Annotated in this window: 20 protein-coding genes and 1 pseudogene; 9 read left to right on the top strand and 12 right to left on the bottom strand. The window is 66.7% G+C overall.

The features are described 5' to 3' along the window. Window positions 1-49: 49 nt before the first annotated feature. Window positions 50-2,332 (bottom strand): LPS-assembly protein LptD, encoded by a 2,283-nt coding sequence (locus tag LK542_RS20415; RefSeq protein ID WP_227802062.1) that lies wholly within the window; start codon window positions 2,330-2,332, stop codon window positions 50-52. A 96-nt stretch (window positions 2,333-2,428) separates the two neighbouring features. Here LK542_RS20415 and LK542_RS20410 point away from each other — a divergent pair, with 96 nt between their 5' ends. The 4 genes from LK542_RS20410 to LK542_RS20395 are packed head-to-tail and all read left to right on the top strand — an operon-like array spanning window position 2,429 to window position 6,723. Then, the gene (locus tag LK542_RS20410; protein ID WP_227802063.1) at window positions 2,429-3,487 is read left to right on the top strand and encodes an aminoglycoside phosphotransferase family protein; all 1,059 of its coding nucleotides are present in this window, start codon (window positions 2,429-2,431) and stop codon (window positions 3,485-3,487) included. Window positions 3,488-3,503: 16 nt separating this feature from the next. Further along, complete coding sequence (gene murU / locus LK542_RS20405; RefSeq protein ID WP_227813375.1) at window positions 3,504-4,226, top strand: N-acetylmuramate alpha-1-phosphate uridylyltransferase MurU; 723 nt, start codon at window positions 3,504-3,506, stop codon at window positions 4,224-4,226. Then, the gene (locus LK542_RS20400; RefSeq protein WP_227813374.1) at window positions 4,223-5,575 is read left to right on the top strand and encodes an aminopeptidase P N-terminal domain-containing protein; all 1,353 of its coding nucleotides are present in this window, start codon (window positions 4,223-4,225) and stop codon (window positions 5,573-5,575) included. The genes murU and LK542_RS20400 overlap by 4 nt, the downstream gene beginning before the upstream one ends. After that, complete coding sequence (locus tag LK542_RS20395; protein ID WP_227813373.1) at window positions 5,575-6,723, top strand: UbiH/UbiF/VisC/COQ6 family ubiquinone biosynthesis hydroxylase; 1,149 nt, start codon at window positions 5,575-5,577, stop codon at window positions 6,721-6,723. The genes LK542_RS20400 and LK542_RS20395 overlap by 1 nt, the downstream gene beginning before the upstream one ends. A gap of 3 nt (window positions 6,724-6,726) precedes the next feature. Here LK542_RS20395 and LK542_RS20390 read toward each other — a convergent pair whose 3' ends face one another. The 4 genes from LK542_RS20390 to LK542_RS20375 form a co-directional block, all read right to left on the bottom strand. After that, complete coding sequence (locus tag LK542_RS20390) at window positions 6,727-6,948, bottom strand: hypothetical protein (protein WP_227813372.1); 222 nt, start codon at window positions 6,946-6,948, stop codon at window positions 6,727-6,729. 136 nt (window positions 6,949-7,084) lie between these two features. Beyond that, window positions 7,085-8,554 (bottom strand): NAD(P)(+) transhydrogenase (Re/Si-specific) subunit beta, encoded by a 1,470-nt coding sequence (locus LK542_RS20385; RefSeq protein ID WP_227802068.1) that lies wholly within the window; start codon window positions 8,552-8,554, stop codon window positions 7,085-7,087. After that, a complete protein-coding gene (locus LK542_RS20380; protein ID WP_227802069.1) occupies window positions 8,551-8,892 on the bottom strand; it encodes an NAD(P) transhydrogenase subunit alpha in 342 nt (113 codons plus the stop codon). Before LK542_RS20380 ends, LK542_RS20385 begins: the two co-directional genes overlap by 4 nt. A gap of 22 nt (window positions 8,893-8,914) precedes the next feature. Beyond that, window positions 8,915-10,027 carry a Re/Si-specific NAD(P)(+) transhydrogenase subunit alpha gene (locus LK542_RS20375; protein WP_227813371.1) on the bottom strand — a complete coding sequence of 371 codons (1,113 nt, stop codon included), beginning with the start codon at window positions 10,025-10,027 and terminating at the stop codon, window positions 8,915-8,917. Between the two features lie 246 nt (window positions 10,028-10,273). Between LK542_RS20375 and LK542_RS20370 the strand changes: the two are divergent. Beyond that, window positions 10,274-10,594 (top strand): annotated as a pseudogene (locus LK542_RS20370) (NUDIX domain-containing protein); the annotation flags it as partial. A gap of 14 nt (window positions 10,595-10,608) precedes the next feature. Continuing rightward, window positions 10,609-11,877, top strand: coding sequence for a tRNA 2-thiouridine(34) synthase MnmA (mnmA, locus tag LK542_RS20365; protein WP_374040195.1), 1,269 nt, complete (start codon window positions 10,609-10,611; stop codon window positions 11,875-11,877). A gap of 107 nt (window positions 11,878-11,984) precedes the next feature. Here the strand turns inward: mnmA and LK542_RS20360 are convergent, their stop codons facing one another. Further along, entirely contained in the window at window positions 11,985-13,745 is a 1,761-nt protein-coding gene (locus LK542_RS20360; RefSeq protein WP_227813369.1) for a bifunctional diguanylate cyclase/phosphodiesterase, read from the bottom strand. A gap of 184 nt (window positions 13,746-13,929) precedes the next feature. On the opposite strand from LK542_RS20360, the gene LK542_RS20355 reads away from it, so the two are divergent. Continuing rightward, on the top strand, window positions 13,930-14,613 hold the full coding sequence (locus LK542_RS20355; protein ID WP_227813368.1) for a GAF domain-containing protein: 684 nt from the start codon (window positions 13,930-13,932) through the stop codon (window positions 14,611-14,613). Between the two features lie 24 nt (window positions 14,614-14,637). On the opposite strand, the gene LK542_RS20350 is transcribed toward LK542_RS20355, so the two are convergent. From LK542_RS20350 to LK542_RS20340, 3 genes are read right to left on the bottom strand one after another with little or no spacing between them, the layout of a single operon-like run. After that, window positions 14,638-15,036, bottom strand: a complete 399-nt coding sequence (locus tag LK542_RS20350) for an ANTAR domain-containing response regulator (RefSeq protein ID WP_227813367.1) — start codon at window positions 15,034-15,036, stop codon at window positions 14,638-14,640. 12 nt (window positions 15,037-15,048) lie between these two features. Further along, window positions 15,049-15,834: a 5'-3' exonuclease H3TH domain-containing protein gene (locus LK542_RS20345; RefSeq protein ID WP_227802076.1), complete on the bottom strand. Its 786-nt coding sequence runs from the start codon at window positions 15,832-15,834 to the stop codon at window positions 15,049-15,051. Between the two features lie 57 nt (window positions 15,835-15,891). Next, complete coding sequence (locus tag LK542_RS20340) at window positions 15,892-16,560, bottom strand: glutathione S-transferase family protein (RefSeq protein WP_227813366.1); 669 nt, start codon at window positions 16,558-16,560, stop codon at window positions 15,892-15,894. 81 nt (window positions 16,561-16,641) lie between these two features. On the opposite strand from LK542_RS20340, the gene LK542_RS20335 reads away from it, so the two are divergent. Both LK542_RS20335 and LK542_RS20330 read left to right on the top strand, forming a co-directional pair. After that, window positions 16,642-17,532 (top strand): DUF72 domain-containing protein, encoded by an 891-nt coding sequence (locus LK542_RS20335; RefSeq protein WP_227813365.1) that lies wholly within the window; start codon window positions 16,642-16,644, stop codon window positions 17,530-17,532. A 39-nt stretch (window positions 17,533-17,571) separates the two neighbouring features. Beyond that, window positions 17,572-17,943: a hypothetical protein gene (locus LK542_RS20330; RefSeq protein WP_227802079.1), complete on the top strand. Its 372-nt coding sequence runs from the start codon at window positions 17,572-17,574 to the stop codon at window positions 17,941-17,943. A 6-nt stretch (window positions 17,944-17,949) separates the two neighbouring features. Here LK542_RS20330 and LK542_RS20325 read toward each other — a convergent pair whose 3' ends face one another. From LK542_RS20325 to LK542_RS20315, 3 genes are read right to left on the bottom strand one after another with little or no spacing between them, the layout of a single operon-like run. Beyond that, entirely contained in the window at window positions 17,950-18,243 is a 294-nt protein-coding gene (locus LK542_RS20325; protein ID WP_307728988.1) for a DUF6587 family protein, read from the bottom strand. Window positions 18,244-18,247: 4 nt separating this feature from the next. Next, window positions 18,248-20,128, bottom strand: coding sequence for a ferrous iron transporter B (locus LK542_RS20320; RefSeq protein ID WP_227813364.1), 1,881 nt, complete (start codon window positions 20,126-20,128; stop codon window positions 18,248-18,250). A 4-nt stretch (window positions 20,129-20,132) separates the two neighbouring features. Then, window positions 20,133-20,390 (bottom strand): FeoA family protein, encoded by a 258-nt coding sequence (locus LK542_RS20315; RefSeq protein ID WP_227802082.1) that lies wholly within the window; start codon window positions 20,388-20,390, stop codon window positions 20,133-20,135. Window positions 20,391-20,400 lie beyond the last annotated feature (10 nt).

Genomic DNA, 20,400 nt, shown 5'->3' with positions numbered 1-20,400 from the left:
TTGCCAGCCGAGCAGTGTACATCCCGGCCGTTAAGGCGTCCTTAAAATATCAGGGACGCCCCACATTGGTGTTCAGCTGCGTGTAGCCCGGGACGCCTTTGCTGAACGCCTCGAGCGGGTTGCTGCCCAGGCCCAGGCGCGACAGGCCGTTGAGCTCGAGCTGGAAGAAGATCGGCGTCGAGGTGGTCTGGGCCGCGGTCACGAAACGCTGGGCGCCGAAGCGGAACACCCAGCAATCGGCCTTGTACTCGAGCCCGATGAGGCTCTCGAGCAGCTTGCCCTTCCCGACCGGCGTCGCACCGCCCACGCCGTAGGAGCGCAGCGCATAGCTCACGCGTCCGACGCCGTACCAGCGCGCCGACAGCGGCCACTGCGCCGACAGGTCGACGTTGCGGAAGCTGTCGCGCTGATAACGGTACTCGGCATTGACGACCTTCATCCGGGCCGGCTGCCACTGCATGCTCAGGTTCGAGCTGTACAGGTTACTGCCGGTCGCGTCGTATTGTACGCCGCTATCGAAGCTCCAGGTCTCGGAAATGCGGCCGGATGCCGCCAGCAGCACGTCGGAACGGCTCTGGTGCACCGGCTCGCCCGGCAGGCGCACGCGCGGCTCGTCGAAGTAGATGCGCTGGCCGAAGGCCATGCGCAGGCGCTCGGCGCCGTCCGGCTGGATGAAGCGCGACACCACGGCGGCGGTCAGCTGGTTGGCGTCCGACACACGGTCGGCGCCGACGTAGCGGTTTTCGCTGAACAGCTGGGCGTAGTTGAAGCCGGCGCGGCCGGTGTCGAAGATCGGGAACTGGCTCTGGTCCTTGTACGGCGTCTTGACGTAGAACAGGCGCGGCTCCAGCGTCTGCGTCACGGCGCGCCCGAACAGCGACGCATCGCGCTCGAAGATCATGCCGCTATCGAGCGAGAAGGTGTTCAGGCTGCGCGAGAGATTGGTTGGGCCGGCGTATGTGTTGCGGCCCATGGTGCGGTCCAGGTCGTACCTGGTGTGGTGGCTGATGACTTTCGGCGTCACGAACCAGCCGGGGCGCACGATCGGATAGCTGACCTGGGCCACGGCGACGGCGCGGTTGCCGCGCACCCACTCGGGGTGCCAGAAGCTCACGGCCTCGGCATCGAAGGCCCAGTCGAAGCCCTTGACGTCGAAGCGGCCGGCGTGGAAGTTAATCTGGGGCAGGCGGTCGTAGGGCCGCGGCACCGTCAGGCCGTTGGTCGGCGTGGCGGCCGGGTCCTGCAGCACCTGGTAGTTCTGGGCGCGTGCGGACAGGCTCCAGTATTGGCCGACGACGTCGGTGCGCACTTCGCGCAGCAGCTGGCGCTCGGCGCTGACCGCCACCGTGCGCGAGAAATCGCTCGGGTATTCGTCGTCCGAGGCCGCGTGCAGGTTCCAGCCGTAGGACCAGTTCGGCGCCAGCGACTGGGTATGGACCGAGTCGACGCGCCAGCGGTCTTCGCCGGTCTCGCGGTCGTGGCGCAGGCCTTCGATGTGGGTCTCGCCATTGTAGGCGCCGCGCTCGGTCACGCCGAGGTAGCGCCCGGTGGCGCCCAGCTGCAGACCGCGGTCGAGCATCAGGCGCGGGAACACGGTGAGGTCGCGGTTGGGAGCGATGTTGAAGTAATACGGCACCATCACCTCGGCCTTGCCCTTGGCGCCGAAGCCCATGGTGGGCGCCAGCCAGCCGGAGCGGCGCGCGCCCGACAGCGAGAACGACAGGGCCGGGGTGCCGAGGATCGGCACGTCCTTGAAGTAGATGACGGTCTTGCCGGCCAGGCCGACGTCGCGCCCGCTGTCCAGGCGCAGCGTGCTGGACTTGAGGTACCAGTCCGGGTCCGGGCCGTCGCAGGTGCTGTAGGTGCCGTCGCGCACCAGCGCCACGTCCTCGCCGAGGAAGTCGATGCGCGAGGCATTGCCCTGCGCGTTATTCAGCTGCAGCCGGTATTCCGGACGCAGCACATAGCCCTTGCCGGTCTCCAGGTTCAGCTGCAGCTCGTCGCCCTTGTAGCGGTCGCCGAAGCGCCACATGTTGACGTTGCCGACGGCCGTGACTTGGTCTTCGACGACCATGTAGCAGGCGGTATCGGAGCTCAGGCGGGTCTGGCCACGTGTCAGTTCGACATTGCGCTCGAGGTTCAGCTGGCGGTCGGGACGGCCGCTGATATCCTCGGCGCGAATCGTGATCGGCAGGTCCTGCTCATTCGGGTGTGGCGCGGGCGGCACAGTCTGTGCGTACAGCGGCGCCGATGTGGCAATGGCAGCGCTCGCCAATACATACAGTGCGCGCGCCTGCCGCGGGGGAAATGGGTGGGCCGAAAACCAGCTCATGGAGAATCTAGGTACGCCATAAAGGGCGGTATTTTTGGAATGAATCCCTTATTATATGGGAACTTACTCAACCAACCGGATTCATCAGGCCGTTTCATGTCTTCTTTGTATCAAAATTCATCCACTTCCGCGGACAAGGACGCACGCCTGAAAGGCTTGACCGAATGGCTAGTCTCGACCGGCCTGGTGGACGTGGAAAGCGGCCGTCCGGCATCCTCGGACGCCAGCTTCCGCCGCTATTTCCGTTACGACGTTGTTCCTGAGATGCAGGAGAAACTGGGCGCGACCCTGGTGGCGATGGACGCCCCGCCCGAGCGCGAGAATGTGCCGGCCTTTATCCACGTGCAGGGCCTGCTGATGGACGCCGGCGTCACGGTGCCGGCGATCGTCGCGCGCAAGGTCGACAGCGGCTACCTGCTGCTGTCCGACCTCGGCACGACCACCTACCTGCAGCGCCTGGACTCGGACAATGCCGCCTTCATGTATTCGGATGCGGTCGATACCCTGCTCAAGTTCCAGCTGGCCAGCCAGCCGGGCAAGCTGCCGGAATTCGACCGCGCCTTCGTGCTGCGCGAGATGAACCTGTTCCCGGAGTGGTACATCAACCGCCACCTGGGCGTGACCCTGGATGAGAAGCAGCAGGCGCAGCTGGACAAGGTGTTCGAGGCGATCACCGCCAACGTGCTGGCCCAGCAGCAGGTCACCATGCACCGCGATTTCCATTCGCGTAACCTGATGTGGCTCGAACAGGGCAACCCGGGCGTGCTCGATTTCCAGGACGCCGTCTACGGCCCGGTCACCTACGACCTCGCTTCGCTGCTGCGCGACGCCTACATCCAGTGGGACGAAGAGATCGTGCTGGACTGGGTGGTGCGCTACTGGCAGAGCGCCAAGCAGGTCGGCCTGCCGGTGAACCCGGACATCGACGCCTTCTACCGCGACTTCGAATTCATGGGCCTGCAGCGCCACCTGAAGATCCTCGGTATCTTCTGCCGCCTGAACTACCGCGATAGCAAGCCGATCTACATGGGCGACCTGCCGACGGTGATGGACTACGTGCGCCGCACCGCCAACCGCTACACCGAACTGAAACCGCTGATCCGCCTGCTCGACGCGCTCGAGGACAAGGCGCCGTCGGTCGGCTACACCTTCTGAGGACGATTCCCTTCTCATGAAAGCCATGATTTTCGCCGCCGGCCGCGGCGAGCGCATGCGCCCGCTCACGGACGCCTGCCCCAAGCCGCTGCTCAAGGTGCGCGGACGGCCGATGATCACCTACCACGTGCTCAACCTCGTGCGCGCCGGGATCACCGAGATCGTCATCAACCACTCGCACCTCGGCCACATGATCGAGGAAGAGCTGGGCGACGGCAGCAAGTACGGCGCCCGCATCGTCTATTCGCACGAGCCGACCCCGCTGGAAACCGCGGGCGGCATCGCCAACGCCCTGCACCTGCTGGGCGACGAGCCTTTCCTGGCCGTGTCGGGCGACATCTACGCGCCCTACTTCGATTTCTCGCAGGTGACCGACGTCCTCAAGGACAAGGACATGGTGGGCATCCCCTACCCGCCCGACAAGCGCGACATCGCCTGGCTGTGGCTCACGCCCAATCCCTGGCACAACCCTGACGGCGACTTTGCCCTCGACATGTACACGCTGAGGAACGAGGGCGAAGTGAAGTGGAACTTCGCGGGCATCGGCGTCTACCGTCCCGAGATGTTCGACGGGATCAAGGCGGGTGAATTCGTCAAGTTCGGCCCCCTGATGCGCAAGTTCATCGAAGAGGGCCGCGTCGGCGGCGAGCTGTACGACGGCCTGTGGGTCAACGTCGGCACCGCGCGCCAGCTGGAAGAACTGAACGCGCCGCTGGGGGCGGCCAAGACGGGCTCATGACCGTCGTCGCCCCCGCCGTCAACGCCTGCATCGAACGCCGTGCGCGCCTGGCCGCGCGCATGGAGCCGGGCGCGGTCGCGGTGCTCGCCACAGCCCCGGAAACCCTGCGCAACGGCGACAGCGACTACCCCTACCGCCACGACAGCTATTTCTACTACCTGAGCGGCTTTGCCGAGCCGGAGAGCGTGCTGGTGCTGGTCGCGCCCCTTGGCGAACAGCCGGCCCGATCGATCCTGTTCTGCCGCGAGAAAAACCCCGAGCGCGAGATCTGGGACGGCTACCGCTACGGCCCGGAAGCGGCGCGCCTCGCCTTCGGCTTCGACGAGGCTTACCCGATCGGCGAACTCGATGCGCAGATGGCGAAGATCCTGGCCAACGTCCCTGCGCTGTACTACGCGCTCGGCCACAGCGCGGCACTCGATGCGCAAGTGAGCGGCTGGCTCAAGGCCGTGCGCGCCCAGGGCCGCAGCGGCATCGCGGCGCCTGCCTCCGCCCACCACCTGCCGGCCATCCTCGACGAGATGCGTCTGTTGAAGGACGCCGGCGAGCAAAGCCTGATGGGACGCGCCGCCAGCATCGCCGCTGGCGCCCATGCGCGCGCGATGCGCTTCACCCGACCCGGCGTGTTCGAGTACGAGATCGAGGCCGAGCTGCTGCACGAATTCCGCCGCAACGGCGCCCAGTTCCCGGCCTACACCCCGATCGTCGCGGCAGGCAGCAATGCCTGCGTCCTGCACTACAACCAGAACAACCGCCAATGCCGCGAGGGCGAGCTGGTGCTGGTCGACGCCGGTTGCGAACTTGACGGCTACGCCTCGGACATCACGCGCACCTGGCCGGTGAACGGCCGCTTCAGCGCGCCCCAGAAAGCCTTGTACGAGCTGGTGCTGCAGGCGCAGGAGGCGGCGTTTGCCGCCATCGTCCCGGGCCGCCCCTACAGCGGCATGCACGAAGCCGCGGTGCGGGTGCTGGCCGCGGGCATGCTCGACCTCGGGCTGATCGACAGGAACAAATACGGCTCGCCCGAGGACGCCATCGCCGACAAGGCGCATTTGCAGTTCTACATGCACGGCACCGGCCACTGGCTCGGCATGGACGTGCACGACGTCGGTCCCTACCGCGACATGACGCAGCTTGATCGGCCTTCGCGCCCCCTGCTGGCGGGGATGGCGCTGACGGTGGAGCCGGGCATCTATGTGCGTCCGGCCGAGGGCGTGCCGGAAGAGTATTGGAATATCGGCATCCGCATCGAGGACGACGTCATCGTTACCGCGGACGGCTGCCGGGTGCTGTCGGGCGACGCGCCGAAGGGCGTGGCCGAGATCGAACAGCTGATGGAGAAGCGCTGATGGCGGACCAGGTCCTGGATATCGATGTGGCGATCTGCGGCGCCGGCCCGGTGGGCCTGGCGCTGGCGGCGCAACTGGTACGGCGCGGCGCGGATGGCAAACGCATCGCCCTGATCGACGCCAAGTCGCTGGGCCAGGCGATCACGGATCCGCGCTCGATCGCGCTGTCCTGGGGCAGCGTGCAGCTGCTCGAAGAAGTGCGCGCCTGGCCGCTGCCGGCCACGCCGATCCACGAGATCCACGTCTCGCGCCGCGGCCAGCTGGGCCGCAGCCTGATGGACCGCGCCGAGCACAGGCTGCCGGCGCTGGGCTATGTGGCGCGCTACGGCGACGTGGTCGATGCGCTGGCGCGCGCCTGCGACCAGGCCGGCGTGCAAGCCCTGCGCCCCACGCGTGTGGATGGCTTTGACGAAGAACCGGACGGCGTGCGCCTGCGCCTGGACGATGGCCGCACCGTGCTCGCGCAGGTGGCGGTGCAGGCCGAGGGCGGCGTATTCGGCCAGCAGGACGCAAAGGCGCAGCAGCGTGATTACGGCCAGACCGCCCTGATCGCGCGCGTGAGCGTGAGCGAGCCAGTGGCCCACCGCGCCTTCGAGCGCTTTACCGACGAAGGCCCGCTGGCGCTGCTGCCGCAGGACGGCGGCGACGGCCACCAGTACGCGCTGGTGTGGTGCATGCGACCCGAACGCGCCACCGACATCCAGCTGCTCGACGACGACGCTTTCCTGGCCCGCCTGGGCGAGGCATTCGGCGCCCGCCTTGGCAAGTTCACTGCTGCTTCGCCGCGCGTGGCCTTCCCGCTCGGCCTGAACGCGGAAGCGCGCGCCACCGGTCGTACGGTCGCCATCGGCAACGCCGCGCAAACCCTGCATCCGGTCGCCGGCCAGGGCCTGAACCTGGGACTGCGCGACGCCGCCGTGCTGGCGCGCCAGCTGGCCAGGGGCGCCACGCCAGACGCGGTCGACGCCTTCATGTCCGAACGCGCGCAGGACCGCCGCCTCACCATCTCCCTGACCGACACCATGGCGCGCGCCTTCACCGGCGGCGGCCCGCTGCAACCCCTGCTGGGGCTGTCGCTGGCGGCGCTGGACCTCGTCAAGCCCGCCCGCCTGTTGCTGGCCGACCTGATGATGTTCGGCCGCCGCTGAGCGCTAGCGGGGCAGTCGCTCGACAGTGTTGCGCCTGGGCGTGGCGTCTTCGTGGAACAGGTCGGCCAGGTATTCGGCCATGTCGTCTTCGCCCACACCTGGCGGAATGATGAAATCGGCCGGCCGGCGCGTGCCGTCATTGCCCGGATAAAAGGCCTGCCAGGTCCCCGGCTGCCCCTGGACCGCCACCAGCCTGCCAAACACATTGAACCTGAGTTCTCTCATCTTCAAATAAATGGGGTCAGGGTCGACGTTGGCCAACAACCCGGGATCAGTTGAGGAGGCGCCTCGTTTCCTGCAGACGCGACTGATCGCAGAATCACGGCAAACAACTTAACCCTGACCCGCATTCTCCGGGTGATTATTCGACGGCCTTGACCATGGCCTCGATCACCTTCTTCGCGTCGCCGAACACCATCATCGTGTTCGGCTGGTAGAACAGTTCGTTGTCCAGGCCGGCATAGCCGGAAGCCATCGAGCGCTTGTTGACGATGATGCTCTTGGCCTTGTAGGCCTCGAGGATCGGCATGCCGGCGATCGGCGATTTCGGATCCTTGGCCGCCGGGTTGACCACGTCGTTCGCGCCCAGCACCAGCACCACGTCGGTCTGGCCGAACTCGCTGTTGATGTCTTCCATTTCAACCACCTGGTCGTAGGGCACTTCGGCCTCGGCCAGCAGCACGTTCATGTGACCCGGCATGCGGCCCGCCACCGGGTGGATCGCGTAGCGCACCTGCACGCCGTGCTCGATCAGCTTGTCGACCAGTTCCTTCACCGAGTGCTGGGCGCGCGCCACCGCCAGGCCGTAGCCCGGAACGATGATCACGGATTCGGCATTCTGCAGGATGAAGGCGGCGTCGTCGGCCGAGCCGGACTTCACCGGGCGCTGCTCCTTGGCCTCGCCCGTATCCACGGACGCTTCGCCGCCGAAGCCGCCCAGGATCACATTGAAGAAGGAGCGGTTCATCGCCTTGCACATGATGTACGAGAGGATCGCGCCGCTCGAACCCACCAGCGAGCCGGCGATGATCAGCATCGAGTTGTTCAGCGAGAAGCCGATGCCCGCCGCCGCCCAGCCCGAGTACGAGTTCAGCATCGACACCACCACCGGCATGTCGGCGCCGCCGATCGGGATGATGATCAGGACGCCCAGCAGGAAGGACAGCGCGGCCATGATGATGAAGGGCGTCCAAGCAGGCGCTACGCCGTCGGCGAAGCAGAACACCAGTCCCAGCGCGATGATCGCGAGCGCCAGCACCAGGTTCAGGATGTGCTGCCCGGCGAAGCGCACCGGGGCGCCCTGGAACAGGCGGAACTTGTACTTGCCCGACAGCTTGCCGAAGGCAATCACCGAGCCCGAGAAGGTCACGGCGCCGACAAAGGTGCCGATGAAGAGCTCGAGCCGGTTGCCGAAGGGGAGCGGGGTGTCGCGGGTGGCGATGTTGAAGGCCCAGGGCTCGGACACGGCGGCAATCGCGATGCACACTGCCGCCAGGCCGATCAGCGAGTGCATCGCCGCCACCAGCTCGGGCATCTTGGTCATCTCGACCTTTTTCGCGGCCACCGCGCCGATCGCGCCGCCGACCACCACGCCCAGCAGGACCAGCGTGAAACCCATGCCGCTGCCCGCTTCTCCGCTGACCTTCAGTTCGGCCTGCAGCTTGAACATCAGGGCGATGGTGGTGAGCACCGCGATCGCCATGCCGGCCATGCCGAAGGTGTTGCCGATGCGCGCCGTCGAGGGCGAGGACAGGCCTTTCAGGGCCTGGATGAAGCAGACCGACGCCACCAGGTAGAACAGCGTCACGACATTCATGCTGATGAAGTTCATGCGCGTTCCTCCGCGCTGGCCGTCGCGGCGGCCGCTTCGGCGGCGCGCTTCGGTTCCTTCTTCCTGAACATCTCGAGCATGCGGCGCGTGACCATGAAGCCGCCGAAGACGTTCACGGCGGCCAGCGCGACCGCCAGGGTGCCGGCCACCTGCCCCGCCAGGCCTTCGGTGAGGCCGGCGGCCAGCATGGCGCCGACGATGATGATGGCCGAGATCGCGTTGGTCACCGCCATCAGCGGCGTGTGCAGCGCGGGGGTGACGTTCCAGACCACGTGGTAGCCGACGTAGATCGCCAGCACGAAGATGATCAGGTTGATGATGGTGTGGCTGATGTCCATGCTTCGCTCCTCGTCTCCGTTCTTATGTCCGCAGAACCGCACCGTCCGCACAGACCAGCGTAGCGCGCACGATCTCGTCCTCGCGGTCGATCACGAACCGGTCTTCCTTGTCGATCACGAGCTTCAGGAAGTCCAGCACGTTGCGCGCGTAGAGCGCCGAAGCGTCGGCCGGCACCAGCGCCGCCAGGTTCGGCTCGCCGATGATGTGCACCCCATGCTTGATGACCGTTTGACCCAGTTCCGTCAGTGGGCAGTTGCCGCCCTGTTCGACCGCCATGTCGACGATCACCGAGCCTGGTTTCATCGCCTTGACCGTCTCTTCGCGGATCAGCACGGGCGCCTGGCGCCCCGGGATCAGGGCGGTGGTGATGATGATGTCGGCCTGTCTGGCGCGTTCGTGCACCAGCGCCGCCTGGCGCTGCATCCACGCCGCCGGCATCGGCCGCGCGTATCCGCCCACGCCCTTGGCGATCTCGCGCTCTTCGTCGGTCTCGTAGGGCACGTCGATGAACTTGGCGCCGAGCGACTCGACCTGTTCCTTGACCGGCGGACGCACGTCCGAGGCTTCGATCACGGCGCCCAGGCGCTTGGCGGTGGCGATGGCCTGCAGGCCGGCTACGCCGACGCCCATGATCAGCACGCGCGCGGCCTTGACCGTGCCGGCCGCCGTCATCAGCATCGGCATGAAGCGTCCGTAGGTGTTCGCGGCCAGCATGACCGCCTTGTAGCCGGCGATGTTGGCCTGGCTCGACAGCACGTCCATCGATTGCGCGCGCGTGATGCGCGGCGCGGCCTCCAGGGCAAACGCGGTGATGCCGGCGGCGGCCAGCGCGGCCAGGTTCTCGCTGTCGAAGGGATTGAGCATGCCGACCAGGACGCTACCGGGGCGCATGCGGGAGCGCTCGGCACCATCGGGACTGCGTACCTTGAGCACCATGTCGGCGCCCAGCGCGGTCGCGCCGTCGACGATGGCGGCGCCGGCCGCTTCGAACGCAGCATCCGGGATCGATGCCCTGACGCCGGCCCCGGCCTCCACCTGGACCTGGTGGCGCGCGGCCAGCTTCTTGACGGTTTCGGGAGTTGCAGCAACGCGGGTCTCGCCCGGCCTGGTCTCAGCCGGTATGCCAATTCTCATGTTCCCTCCGTTCAGTGGACACATCTGTCCACAATCTACCATGTAATGACAGCATTGCTAAACAACAAATACTAAAAAATCAATATTCCATTGTCGCGAAAACGGGAAAGCGGAGCCAGTCACACGAAGCGCTTGTTTGCAAAGAATCAAGGCCATTTAACGACAGGCAAGCGCACCGTAGTGGGCATGGATGAGCAGAGGTGCCCGCTGTCAAGGTAGAATGTCGGCTCATTTTCAAGGACGCGCATGACCGATATCTTCAAACCATCCGTTACCGTTGCCGCGATCATCGAGCGCGATGGACGTTTCCTGCTGATCGAGGAAGAGACGAGCGAAGGCGTGAAGCTGAACCAGCCGGCCGGGCACCTCGATCCGCACGAGTCGCTCGAACAGGCGGTGGTGCGCGAAGCGCTCGAAGAGACCGCCCACGAATTCATCCCGACCGCGCTGGTGGGGATGTACATGTCGCGCTACCATTCGAAATCGCGCGGCACCGATGTCACCTACCTGCGCTTCACCTTCTGCGGCCACGCCGGCCGCGAGCTGGACCAGCCGCTCGACGAGGGCATCCTGCGCACCTTGTGGATGACGCGCGACGAGATCGCCGCCACCGCCGACCGCCACCGCAGCCCGATCGTGCTGCAGTGCGTGGACGACTACCTGGCCGGCCATCGCACGCCGCTGCACTTGTTGTACACCCACCCATCGGTCTTCGAGGGCGGGATTTAAAGAATACGGAAACTGAAATGAGCAAGAAAAAAGTCGTGATCGGGATGTCGGGCGGTGTCGACTCCTCGGTCGCGGCGTGGATGCTGAAGGAACAGGGTTACGAAGTCATCGGCCTGTTCATGAAGAACTGGGAAGACGACGACGACTCGGAATACTGCTCGACCCGCCAGGACTGGATCGACGCGGCCAGCGTGGCCGACGTGGTCGGCGTGGACATCGAAGCCGTCAACTTCGCCGCCGAATACAAGGACCGCGTGTTCGCGGAATTCCTGCGCGAGTACCAGGCCGGCCGCACGCCGAATCCGGACGTGCTGTGCAATGCCGAGATCAAGTTCAAGGCCTTCCTCGACCATGCGATGAAGCTGGGCGCCGACCTGATCGCGACCGGCCACTATGCGCGCGTGCGCGAGAACAACGGCCGTTTCGAGCTGCTCAAGGCCTTCGACCACACCAAGGACCAGAGTTACTTCCTGCACCGCCTGAACCAGGCCCAGCTCTCGAAGTCGCTCTTCCCGCTGGGCGAAATCCCGAAGACCGAGGTGCGCAAGATCGCCGAGCGATTGAAGCTGCCCAACGCCCAGAAAAAGGACTCGACCGGCATCTGCTTCATCGGCGAACGCCCGTTCCGTGAGTTCCTGAACCGCTACCTGTCGCACAAACCGGGCCCGATGAAGCTCGACACCGGCGAAACCGTGGGCGAGCACATCGGCCTGTCCTTCTACACGCTGGGCCAGCGCAAGGGCATCGGGATCGGAGGCCTGAAGTCGCGCAAGAACGCGGACGGCACCAGCGAGCCGTGGTTCGTGGCGCGCAAGGACGTCGCCAGCAACACGCTCTACATCGTGCAGGGCCACGACCATCCGTGGCTGCTGTCGCCGCAGTTGGAAGCCGGCCAGGCCAGCTGGATCGCGGGCGAAGCACCGGCCACGGGCAGCCGGCTGTCGGCCAAGACCCGTTATCGCCAGGCCGACGTGGCCTGCACGGTGGGTGCGGCCGGGGACGAGCGTTTCGCCCTGTCCTTCGAGGAAGCGCAGTGGGCGGTCACGCCGGGGCAGTCGGCCGTGCTGTATGACGGCGATGTGTGCCTGGGTGGCGGGATCATCGATTCGAACGCAGCCTGATATCGTAGGGTGGGCGGGCCCCCGCCCACGCGGTCAACCAGCAGCGAGATGGTCGTTTCGAGTTTCGACCACCAGCGATCACCGCGTGGGCGGCGAAGCCGCCCACCCTACCGCGCCGCCAACCACGCAGCCAGCGCCGTCGGCGCCATCGGTCGCCCATAGAAGTATCCCTGCGCCTCGTCGCATCCCGCCTCGCGCAGCAGCGCCGCCACTTCCGCCGTTTCCACGCCTTCCGCCACCACCCGGTGGCCGAGGTCGTGCGACAGCTTGATCATGGTCGTCACCAGGGCGCGCGTGCGCTCGTCCTTTTCCATGCCGCGCACGAAGGACTGGTCGATCTTGACCACGTCGGCCGGCATGTCCTGCAGGTAGGCCAGGCTGCTGTAGCCGGTGCCGAAGTCGTCGATCGCGATCTTCACGCCGCCTTCGGCCAGGCGCGCCATGGTGTCGTGCGCCGCTTTCGGTTTGCGCATCAGCGCGCTCTCCGTCATTTCCAGCGCCAGGCTGGCCGGGTCCAGGCCGTGGCGCGCCAGGCCGTCGAGCACGCGGTCGCTGAAATCCGGTTCTTCGAGGTTCACCGCTGACACGTTGACCGCGACCTGCAGCGCCACGCCTTCATTACGCCATGCCGCCAGCTGGCGCATGGCCGCTTCCAGCACCCATTCGGTGGTGGCGCGCGCCAGCGAGGTGGTCTCGGCGATCGGCATGAATTCGCCCGGTCCGATCGGTCCCGCTTCCGGGTGGGTCCAGCGCAGCAGGGCTTCCGCGCCAAGGCAGCGGCCGTCGCGCAGGCTGACCTTGGGCTGGAAGACCAGGTGCAGCTCGTCCGGCTGCGCCAGCGCGCGACCGAGTTCGCTGATCAGCCAGAAGCGGTGGCGGTAGGCGGCGTCCTGCTCGGGCGAGTACACGCGCAGGCCGGATTCCGCATCGCGCGCATCGTGGGCGGCGCTGTGCAGGTTGCGCAGCACGTCGAGCGGCGCGTCCTGGCCGACGGCAAAGCGCACCAGGCCGACGGTGGAGGTGGTGAGGAAGCCGGTCTGGCCCATCGGCGTGCGCTCGGCCACCCAGGCCATCAACAGGCTGCTGAAGCGCACCAGCGACATGCCGAGCGGCGCCAGGAAAGCGAACTGGGTGGGGCCGACGTGGTAGACCTTGCCGCCGCCGACCAGGCGGCGCAGGGCCGGCACGGCGCTGCTCACGATCTCGTCGAGCCAGGTGCTGCCCATCACGCGCATCGCATCGCTCAGTTCTTCCGGCGTGGCCAGGCTGACCAGCGCGGCCAGCTGGGGTTCGCCTTCGGCTGCGGCCAAGGACAGGTCGCGCACGTCGCTGACGAACTGGTTGCGGTTGGGCAGGCCGCTGACCGGGTCGATCCGGCCCAGCGCATGCTGCAGTTCGATCTGCGCCATCACCATGGCCGCCAGGTCGGCGAGCGTGGTGCGCTCGGCCTCGGTAACGGCGCGCGGCTCGGTGCCCAGCACGCACATCGCCCCCAGGCAGTGGCCGGCCTTGGTCACCAGCGGTGCGCCGAGGTAGAAGCGGATCCCGCCGGCGGCCAGCGGGCTGTCGCGGAAGCACTCGCTCTCGAGCAGGTCGGGCACTTCCAGCATCCGCCCGCTGTCCGCCACCGCGGCGCAGGGCGCCTTCATGCGCGGGATGGCGTTGTGCTCGACGCCCACCTTCGACTTGAACCACTGGCGGTCGGTATCGGTCAGCGAGACGGCGGCAATCGGCAGCTGGAACAGCTGGGCGGCCATGCGCGTGATGCGGTCGAAGGCTTCGCTCGGCGCGGTGTCGAGCAGGTTCAGCTGGCGCAAGGCCTCTAGCCGGACGGTTTCGTGGTGGGGCAGGTCATACGGTGCGTTCATTAGGGGCGGCCTTGTCAGTCGCACACCCGTAAGGCGCACGTATTTATTGGAAGTGATGATTATAGACCTATTCTTGGGCAGAATAATGCCGCACGTCAATTATTTTTTTCATTTATGCGCATTTTCATCAAATATTGTTGAGCTTCGGCTAGAATAGCAACACTGACTATCAATTACCGAAGACATGAGCAAGGACGATCCGGTCCTGACGACCCGCGAAGCAGCCGAGTTGCTGGGGGTGGCCGTCAGCACTGCGCAGATATGGATGGAAAGCGGGGCCCTGCCGGCCTGGAAGACGCCCGGGGGACACCGGCGCGTGCGCCTGAGCGCAGTGGAGCAGCTGCAGGCGCAGCAACAAAGAGGGGCTGTGGCCCTGGCGGCGCCCACCCTGCCCGTCTCCGGCGCGCTGGCGCCTGCCTTCCAGCCACCATCCAGCCACGTGCTGCTCGATACCCCACCGGAGGAAGTCTTCGACCGCCTGGTGCGGCTGGCGGCCTGCGTCACGGAGTGCCCGATCGCGCTGGTCACGGTACTGGCCGGGCAGCGCCAATGGTTCAAGGCGCGGGTCGGGACCACGCTGCAGGAAACGCCGCGCGAGTGGGCCTTCTGCAATGGGGCGCTCGCCAGCGGCGCGACCTTCGTGGTGGGCGATGCGGCCGGCGACCCGCGCTATGCCGCCAACCCGCTGGTGACGGGGGCGCCGCACGTCCGCTTCTATGCCGGGGTGCCGCTGGAAGACGCGCAAGGACGCCGCTTCGGCACCCTGTGCGTGCTGGATCGCGAGCCGCGCCGCCTGCGCGAGCGCGAGCTGCGCGCGCTGCAGGAGCTGGCGCAAATCGCGTCGGAAGAAATGAAGAGGCGCGGCTGAACGATTGCCGCGGCCGCGCTGTCCTTAGCCGGCGTCGCCCGACGCGGCCTGCTGCTTGCGCACCACTGCGATCACGGTATTGCGGATGGTCTTGAGCACGGCGTCGGCCTTGAAGGGCTTCACAATGAAGCCATGCACGCCGCGTGCCAGGGCATCCTGGATGGCGCCGGCGTCCAGCGTGCCCGACACCATGAAGACCATTGCCTTGGGCAGCTGGGCGCGCAATTCCTCGACCACGCGGCTGCCATCCTCGACCTGTTCACGTGCGATGCAGACGATCTGCGGGCGGTGCTTGAGCGCCTGCACCAGTGCCGTGTGGCCGGTGTGCGCCTGCGCGACGACGTCATAGCCGCCGTCCAGCAGCACGGTGTTGAGCAGGCCGCGCGATATCGCGCTGCCGTCCACGATCAATGCCTTCAGCATCGTCTCTTTCCTTCAATGTGATTCATAGGCCAGCATGTTCCAGGTGACGCCCAGGCGCACGTCGAGTTTCAGCGCCACCAGGCAGCGCGAGATCTCGAGTATCTCACGCTCGGCGCGCAGCCTTTCGCCCAGCGGTGTCTTGAGGATGCCGGCGCCGGCCACCACGGCGTCCAGGCTGCCGTAGGCATTGAGCAGGCGCGCCGCGGTCTTCATGCCGATCTTCGAGACGCCCGGCACGCCGTCGGTCTGGTCGCCCATCAGCGCCAGCAGGTCGTGCAGCAGTTCCGGCGCTACCCCGAAGCGCTGGCGCACCCAGGCATCGTCATGCCACTCATTCTTGAAGTGGTCCCACACCAGCGCGCCGTGCGCGATCAGGACGTGCAGGTCCTTGTCGGTGGTGGCGACGATGGCTTCGCCCCGCCCTTCGTTCAGCCAGCGCATCACGCCGGTGGCGATCACGTCGTCGGCCTCCACGTCGGGCACGGCCAGTACCTGCAGACCGGCCTGGCGCAGGCGCTCGTGAAACTCCGGCAGCGCCTCGCGCAGCGGCGCCGGCATCGCGGCACGGCCCTCGCGGTAGCGCGGATACAGCGTGTGGCGCCAGTTCGGGCCGCCGTAATCGAAGGCAGCCAGCACGTGGGTCGGCGCATGCGTTTCGAGCACGTTGCGGAAGGACGAGAAGGCGTGGCGCAGCGCGATGCTCGCCTTCAGGTCGGAGTCGGGCTCGGGGCTGGCTTCGTACACGCGGCGCACGATGTTCAGGCCATCGATCGCGAGCAGCTTTCCCTCTTTACTCATGGTGGTGCAGGGTCAAGGATGGTGGCGGCGCCATGATAAACCGGGCGCCACGCGCGGTCATGCGTAATCGTACTTGCCGCCCCGTTCGAGCGCGCGCGCATAGGCCGGGCGCGCATGGATGCGCTGGAGGAAAGCGCTCAGCTTCGGATACTGGCTGCCCAGGCCGCCGCGCGCGGCGGCCGCTTCCAGCGCAAAGCTCATCTGGATGTCGGCGGCGCTGAATTCCTCGCCGGCGAACCAGGTCGACTTGCCCAGTTCGCTTTCCAGGAAATCGAGCTGGCTGCGGATGTTGGGCAGCACGAAGCTGTCCTTGACCTTGCGCGCGATCGAGCGCGCGATCGGCTTGGCGAAGAAAGGCATGCGGCTGTTCTCGACCTTGTCGAACACCAGCTTCATGAGCAGTGGCGACATGGCCGAGCCTTCCGCAAAGTGCAGGAAATATGTGTAGCGCAGACGCTCGGGGGTACCCGCGGCCGGCACCAGGCGCCCGTTGCCGTAACGGCCGGTGAGGTATTCGACGATGGCGCCGGATTCGGCGACGACCAGGCCATCGTCCGTGATCACCGGCGACTTGCCGAGCGGGTGCACGGCTTTCAGTTCGGGCGGGGCCAACATCGTCTTGGGATCGCGCTGGTATTTCTTGATCTCGTAGTCGAGCCCGAGTTCCTCGAGCAGCCACAGGATGCGCTGCGAGCGCGAATTGTTCAGGTGATGGACGACGATCATGGGCTTTGTGCAAGAGTTCGACAGGCCGCCAGCTTAGCATGTTGTGCGCCTGCCAACGGACCCGGCCGCTATCCTTGTGCCATGAGCGGATCGGTTTACATCGGCATTTCCGGCTGGCGCTACGTGCCATGGCGCGGCGTGTTCTATCCGAAAGGGCTGGCCCAGCACCGCGAACTCGAATACGCAGCCGGACAGCTGCCGAGCATCGAGATCAACGGTTCCTTCTATTCGCTGCAGCGGCCCGAGAGCTATGCCGCCTGGCGCGACGCGACGCCGCCCGGCTTCGTGTTCGCGGTGAAAGGCAACCGCTTCCTCACCCACATGCTCAAGCTGAAGGACATCGAGGGGCCGCTGGCCAACGTGCTGGCCTCGGGCGTGTTCGAGCTGCGCGACAAGCTCGGTCCTTTCCTGTGGCAGTTCCCGCCGGTAGTGAAATTCGATCCCGTACGCTTCGAGCACTTCCTGTCGCTGCTGCCGCAGGATACCGATGCCGCCCTCGAGCTCGCGCGCCAGTACCAGCCGCGCATGGAGGGCCGGGTCTCGCTCGAGGCCGGTCCAAAGCGCCCGATGCGCCATGCGGTCGAGATCCGCCACGAGAGCTTCATGGACCCGGCCTTCATCGCCATGCTGCGCCGCTATAACGTGGCCCTGGTGGTGGCCGACACGGCGGGGCGCTGGCCGCTGTGCGAGGATGTCACCGCCGACTTCGTCTACATCCGCCTGCACGGCGACAAGGAACTGTATGCGAGCGGTTACGAGGACGATGCCATTGCCGCCTGGGCCGCGCGCATCCATGCCTGGCGCAACGGCGGACAACCGGAGGGTGCACGCCTGGTCTTGCCCGCGGCGGCGGCGAAGGCCAAAGCGCGCGATGTCTACTGCTACTTCGACAACGACATCAAGGTGCATGCGCCCTATGATGCGAAGAGGCTGATCGCGGCTGTGGACGCGCTTGCGGGAACGAATGGCTGACTTCGCGGTCTACCCTGCTCTATCCGACAGGAGGCGACCATGATGTTGAAATCCCTCGGTACCGTCCTTGGCGCGCTGTTGCTGTCCGGCGCCGCCCTGGCCGACAGCGCCCCGCTGCGCACCGTCGACGGCGTACTGGTCAATACCGCCGGCATGACGGTCTACACCTACGACAAGGACACGCCCAATAGCGGCGCCAGCAGCTGTACCGGCAGCTGCGCCCGCAACTGGCCGCCCGTACTGGCCGACGGCGCGCCGCCCGAGCCCTACTCCATCGTCACGCGCGCGGACGGCCGCAAGCAGCTGGCGTACAAGGGGCGGCCCCTGTACACCTTCGTGAAGGACAAGAAAGCGGGTGAGAAGACGGGCGACGGCGTCGGCGGTGCCTGGCACGCCGTCGCGGGCGACTAGAAGCAGTTAGCGCCGTTCGTGGATCTGAATCACCTTGCCGTTGCCCTTGCCGGGCGGCGGCGCGGGCTTGGCCGGCCCGCAGGTATTGCAGCTGCTGCAGCCACTGCTGCCGCTGCTGTCGCTGCCGCAGCTGGCCGAGGTGTCCAGCCACTTCACGAGCCAGGCCGCCGGCGCCGACTGCCCGCCGTCTTTCGACAGGCGATGCACGATCGCGCGGCGCCAGCTCTCGGGCAGGTACTTCGCGCCGATATACAGCACGGCCAGTGCGACGATGATTGCTGTCACCAGCTCCTGCCACATGGGGTCAAGCTCCCGTGAAATACAGCGCCAGCCGGTAGACGATGAAGGCGGCCACATAGGCCAGGCCGAACATGTAGCCGGCCATGATCCACGCGTAGCGGCGGCTGCCGGTTTCGCGCGCCACGGTGGCCAGGGTCGGCAGGCAGTGCGGTGCGTAGACGTACCAGGTGAGCAGCGACAGGCCGGTGGCCAGCGACCACGACTGGGCAATCAGCGGCGCCAGGGTGGTGCCCACTTCATCGCCGCCCGACAGCGCATACACCTGGCCCAGGGCGCCGACCGCGACTTCGCGCGCGGCCATGCCCGGCACCAGGGCGATCGCGATCTCCCAGCCGAAGCCGATCGGGGCGAGGATATATTCCAGAGCGCGGCCGATCATGCCGGCCACGCTGTAGTAGACCGGCGGATGGGTCGCGCCTTCCGGTGCGCCCGGGAAGCTCGACAGCACCCACAGCAGGACCATCATGGCCAGGATCAGGGTGCCGACCCGCTTCAGGAAGATCTTGGCGCGTTCCCACAGGCCGGAAGCCAGGGCGCCCGGCTGCGGCCAGTGGTAGGCCGGCAGTTCCATCATAAGCGCATGCTGCTTGTAGTCGCTGCGGCGCTTCATGAACCAGGCCACCGCCATCGCGCTCAGGATGCCGGCCATGTACAGCACGAACAGCACCAGGCCCTGCAGGTTCATCAGGCCGGCCACTTCGCGATCCGGGATGAAGGCGGCGATCAGCAGGGCGTACACGGGCAGGCGCGCCGAGCAGGTCATGAGCGGCGCGATCATGATGGTCACCAGGCGGTCGCGCGGATTCTGGATGGTGCGCGCGGCCATAATGCCGGGGATGGCGCAGGCGAACGAGGACAGCAGCGGCAGGAAGGCGCGGCCCGACAGGCCGACGCTGCCCATGATGCGGTCCAGCAGGAAAGCGGCGCGCGGCAGGTAGCCGACGTCTTCCAGCAGCAGGATGAAGAAGAACAGGATCAGGATCTGCGGCAGGAAGACCAGCACGCTGCCGACGCCGGCGATGATGCCGTCCACGATCAGGCTGTGCAGCACGCCTTCGCCGAGCAGGAGGCCGACCTGTTCGCCCAGCAGGCCAACGCCCGCCTCGATCAGGTCCATCGGTGTGCCGGCCCAGCTGAACACGGCCTGGAAGATCAGGAACATCAGGGCGGCCAGGATGACCGGGCCGAGCACCGGGTGCAGCACCACGTTGTCGATCTTCTCGGTCAGGTTGCCGCGGTCGGCGCCGGCGGAAACGGCGAGGCCGAGGATGCGGCGCACTTCGCGCTGGGTTTCCTCGACCGGCACCGCGTCGAGTGCCGACAGCGGATTCGGCTCGACTTTCACGCCGAAGCTCATGCGGTCGAGTTCGGCCAGCAGGGCGCCCTCGCCGCCGGCCTGGATGGCGACGGTTTCCACCACCGGCATGTCCAGTTCGCGCGAGAGGATGGCGGTATCGATCGCGATGCCGCGCTTCCTGGCGACGTCGACCATGTTCAGCACCAGCACCATCGGCAGGCCGAGGCGCTTGAGTTCGAGCACCATGCGCAGATTGAGGCGCAGATTGGTGGCGTTGACCACGCACAGGACGGCGTCGGGCGCCGATTCGCCTGCACGCAGGCCGGCCACCACGTCGCGCGTGATGGCTTCGTCCGGCGTCTGGGCGCTCAGGCTGTAGGCGCCCGGCAGGTCGAGCACGCGGAATGCCCGGCCGCCGGGCGAAGTGAAGCTGCCTTCCTTGCGTTCGATGGTCACGCCGGCGTAGTTCGCGACCTTCTGGCGCGAACCGGTCAGGCGATTGAAGAGCGCGGTCTTGCCGCAGTTGGGATTGCCGAGCAGTGCGACCAGGGGCGTGCGCGACGCCACCTGTTGTTCCATGACACCCATCCGCTTATTCCGGCTTGATCGACACGAGGGCCGCTTCGAAGCGGCGCAGTGCGAAGGTCGACTCGCCGACCTTGACGGCCAGGGGGCCGCCCAGCACGCGCTTGAGCACGCGGATGCGCTCGCCCGGCACGAAACCGAGTTCCATCAGGCGGCGCTGGACGTCGAAGCCACCCTGCTGCGCAGGCGGCGCCAGGTGGATCACGGTGCCGCTCTGGCCGGGCAGCAAGGCGTCGAGCGTGGTGAGGGAAGGAGCTAAGGTCATGGTCGCGTCC

Origin of the sequence: Massilia sp. IC2-477 (assembly GCF_020707265.1) — a bacterium.
In the GTDB taxonomy this organism is placed as follows: Bacteria; Pseudomonadota; Gammaproteobacteria; order Burkholderiales; family Burkholderiaceae_D; genus Telluria.
This window is presented reverse-complemented; position numbering and strand designations above follow the sequence as displayed.

What these genes read in the sequence shown, in the direction of transcription:
- LK542_RS20380 (WP_227802069.1), bottom strand. Translation starts at nt 8,892, where the DNA reads ATGGACATCAGCCACACCATCATCAACCTGATCATCTTCGTGCTGGCG.
- LK542_RS20375 (WP_227813371.1), bottom strand. Translation starts at nt 10,027, where the DNA reads ATGAGAATTGGCATACCGGCTGAGACCAGGCCGGGCGAGACCCGCGTT.
- LK542_RS20315 (WP_227802082.1), bottom strand. Translation starts at nt 20,390, where the DNA reads ATGACCTTAGCTCCTTCCCTCACCACGCTCGACGCCTTGCTGCCCGGC.
- LK542_RS20325 (WP_307728988.1), bottom strand. Translation starts at nt 18,243, where the DNA reads ATGTGGCAGGAGCTGGTGACAGCAATCATCGTCGCACTGGCCGTGCTG.
- LK542_RS20345 (WP_227802076.1), bottom strand. Translation starts at nt 15,834, where the DNA reads ATGAGTAAAGAGGGAAAGCTGCTCGCGATCGATGGCCTGAACATCGTG.
- LK542_RS20360 (WP_227813369.1), bottom strand. Translation starts at nt 13,745, where the DNA reads ATGAACGCACCGTATGACCTGCCCCACCACGAAACCGTCCGGCTAGAG.
- LK542_RS20390 (WP_227813372.1), bottom strand. Translation starts at nt 6,948, where the DNA reads ATGAGAGAACTCAGGTTCAATGTGTTTGGCAGGCTGGTGGCGGTCCAG.
- LK542_RS20410 (WP_227802063.1), top strand. Translation starts at nt 2,429, where the DNA reads ATGTCTTCTTTGTATCAAAATTCATCCACTTCCGCGGACAAGGACGCA.
- LK542_RS20350 (WP_227813367.1), bottom strand. Translation starts at nt 15,036, where the DNA reads ATGCTGAAGGCATTGATCGTGGACGGCAGCGCGATATCGCGCGGCCTG.
- LK542_RS20330 (WP_227802079.1), top strand. Translation starts at nt 17,572, where the DNA reads ATGATGTTGAAATCCCTCGGTACCGTCCTTGGCGCGCTGTTGCTGTCC.
- LK542_RS20355 (WP_227813368.1), top strand. Translation starts at nt 13,930, where the DNA reads ATGAGCAAGGACGATCCGGTCCTGACGACCCGCGAAGCAGCCGAGTTG.
- murU (WP_227813375.1), top strand. Translation starts at nt 3,504, where the DNA reads ATGAAAGCCATGATTTTCGCCGCCGGCCGCGGCGAGCGCATGCGCCCG.
- LK542_RS20335 (WP_227813365.1), top strand. Translation starts at nt 16,642, where the DNA reads ATGAGCGGATCGGTTTACATCGGCATTTCCGGCTGGCGCTACGTGCCA.
- LK542_RS20385 (WP_227802068.1), bottom strand. Translation starts at nt 8,554, where the DNA reads ATGAACTTCATCAGCATGAATGTCGTGACGCTGTTCTACCTGGTGGCG.
- LK542_RS20320 (WP_227813364.1), bottom strand. Translation starts at nt 20,128, where the DNA reads ATGGGTGTCATGGAACAACAGGTGGCGTCGCGCACGCCCCTGGTCGCA.
- LK542_RS20400 (WP_227813374.1), top strand. Translation starts at nt 4,223, where the DNA reads ATGACCGTCGTCGCCCCCGCCGTCAACGCCTGCATCGAACGCCGTGCG.
- LK542_RS20395 (WP_227813373.1), top strand. Translation starts at nt 5,575, where the DNA reads ATGGCGGACCAGGTCCTGGATATCGATGTGGCGATCTGCGGCGCCGGC.
- LK542_RS20340 (WP_227813366.1), bottom strand. Translation starts at nt 16,560, where the DNA reads ATGATCGTCGTCCATCACCTGAACAATTCGCGCTCGCAGCGCATCCTG.
- LK542_RS20415 (WP_227802062.1), bottom strand. Translation starts at nt 2,332, where the DNA reads ATGAGCTGGTTTTCGGCCCACCCATTTCCCCCGCGGCAGGCGCGCGCA.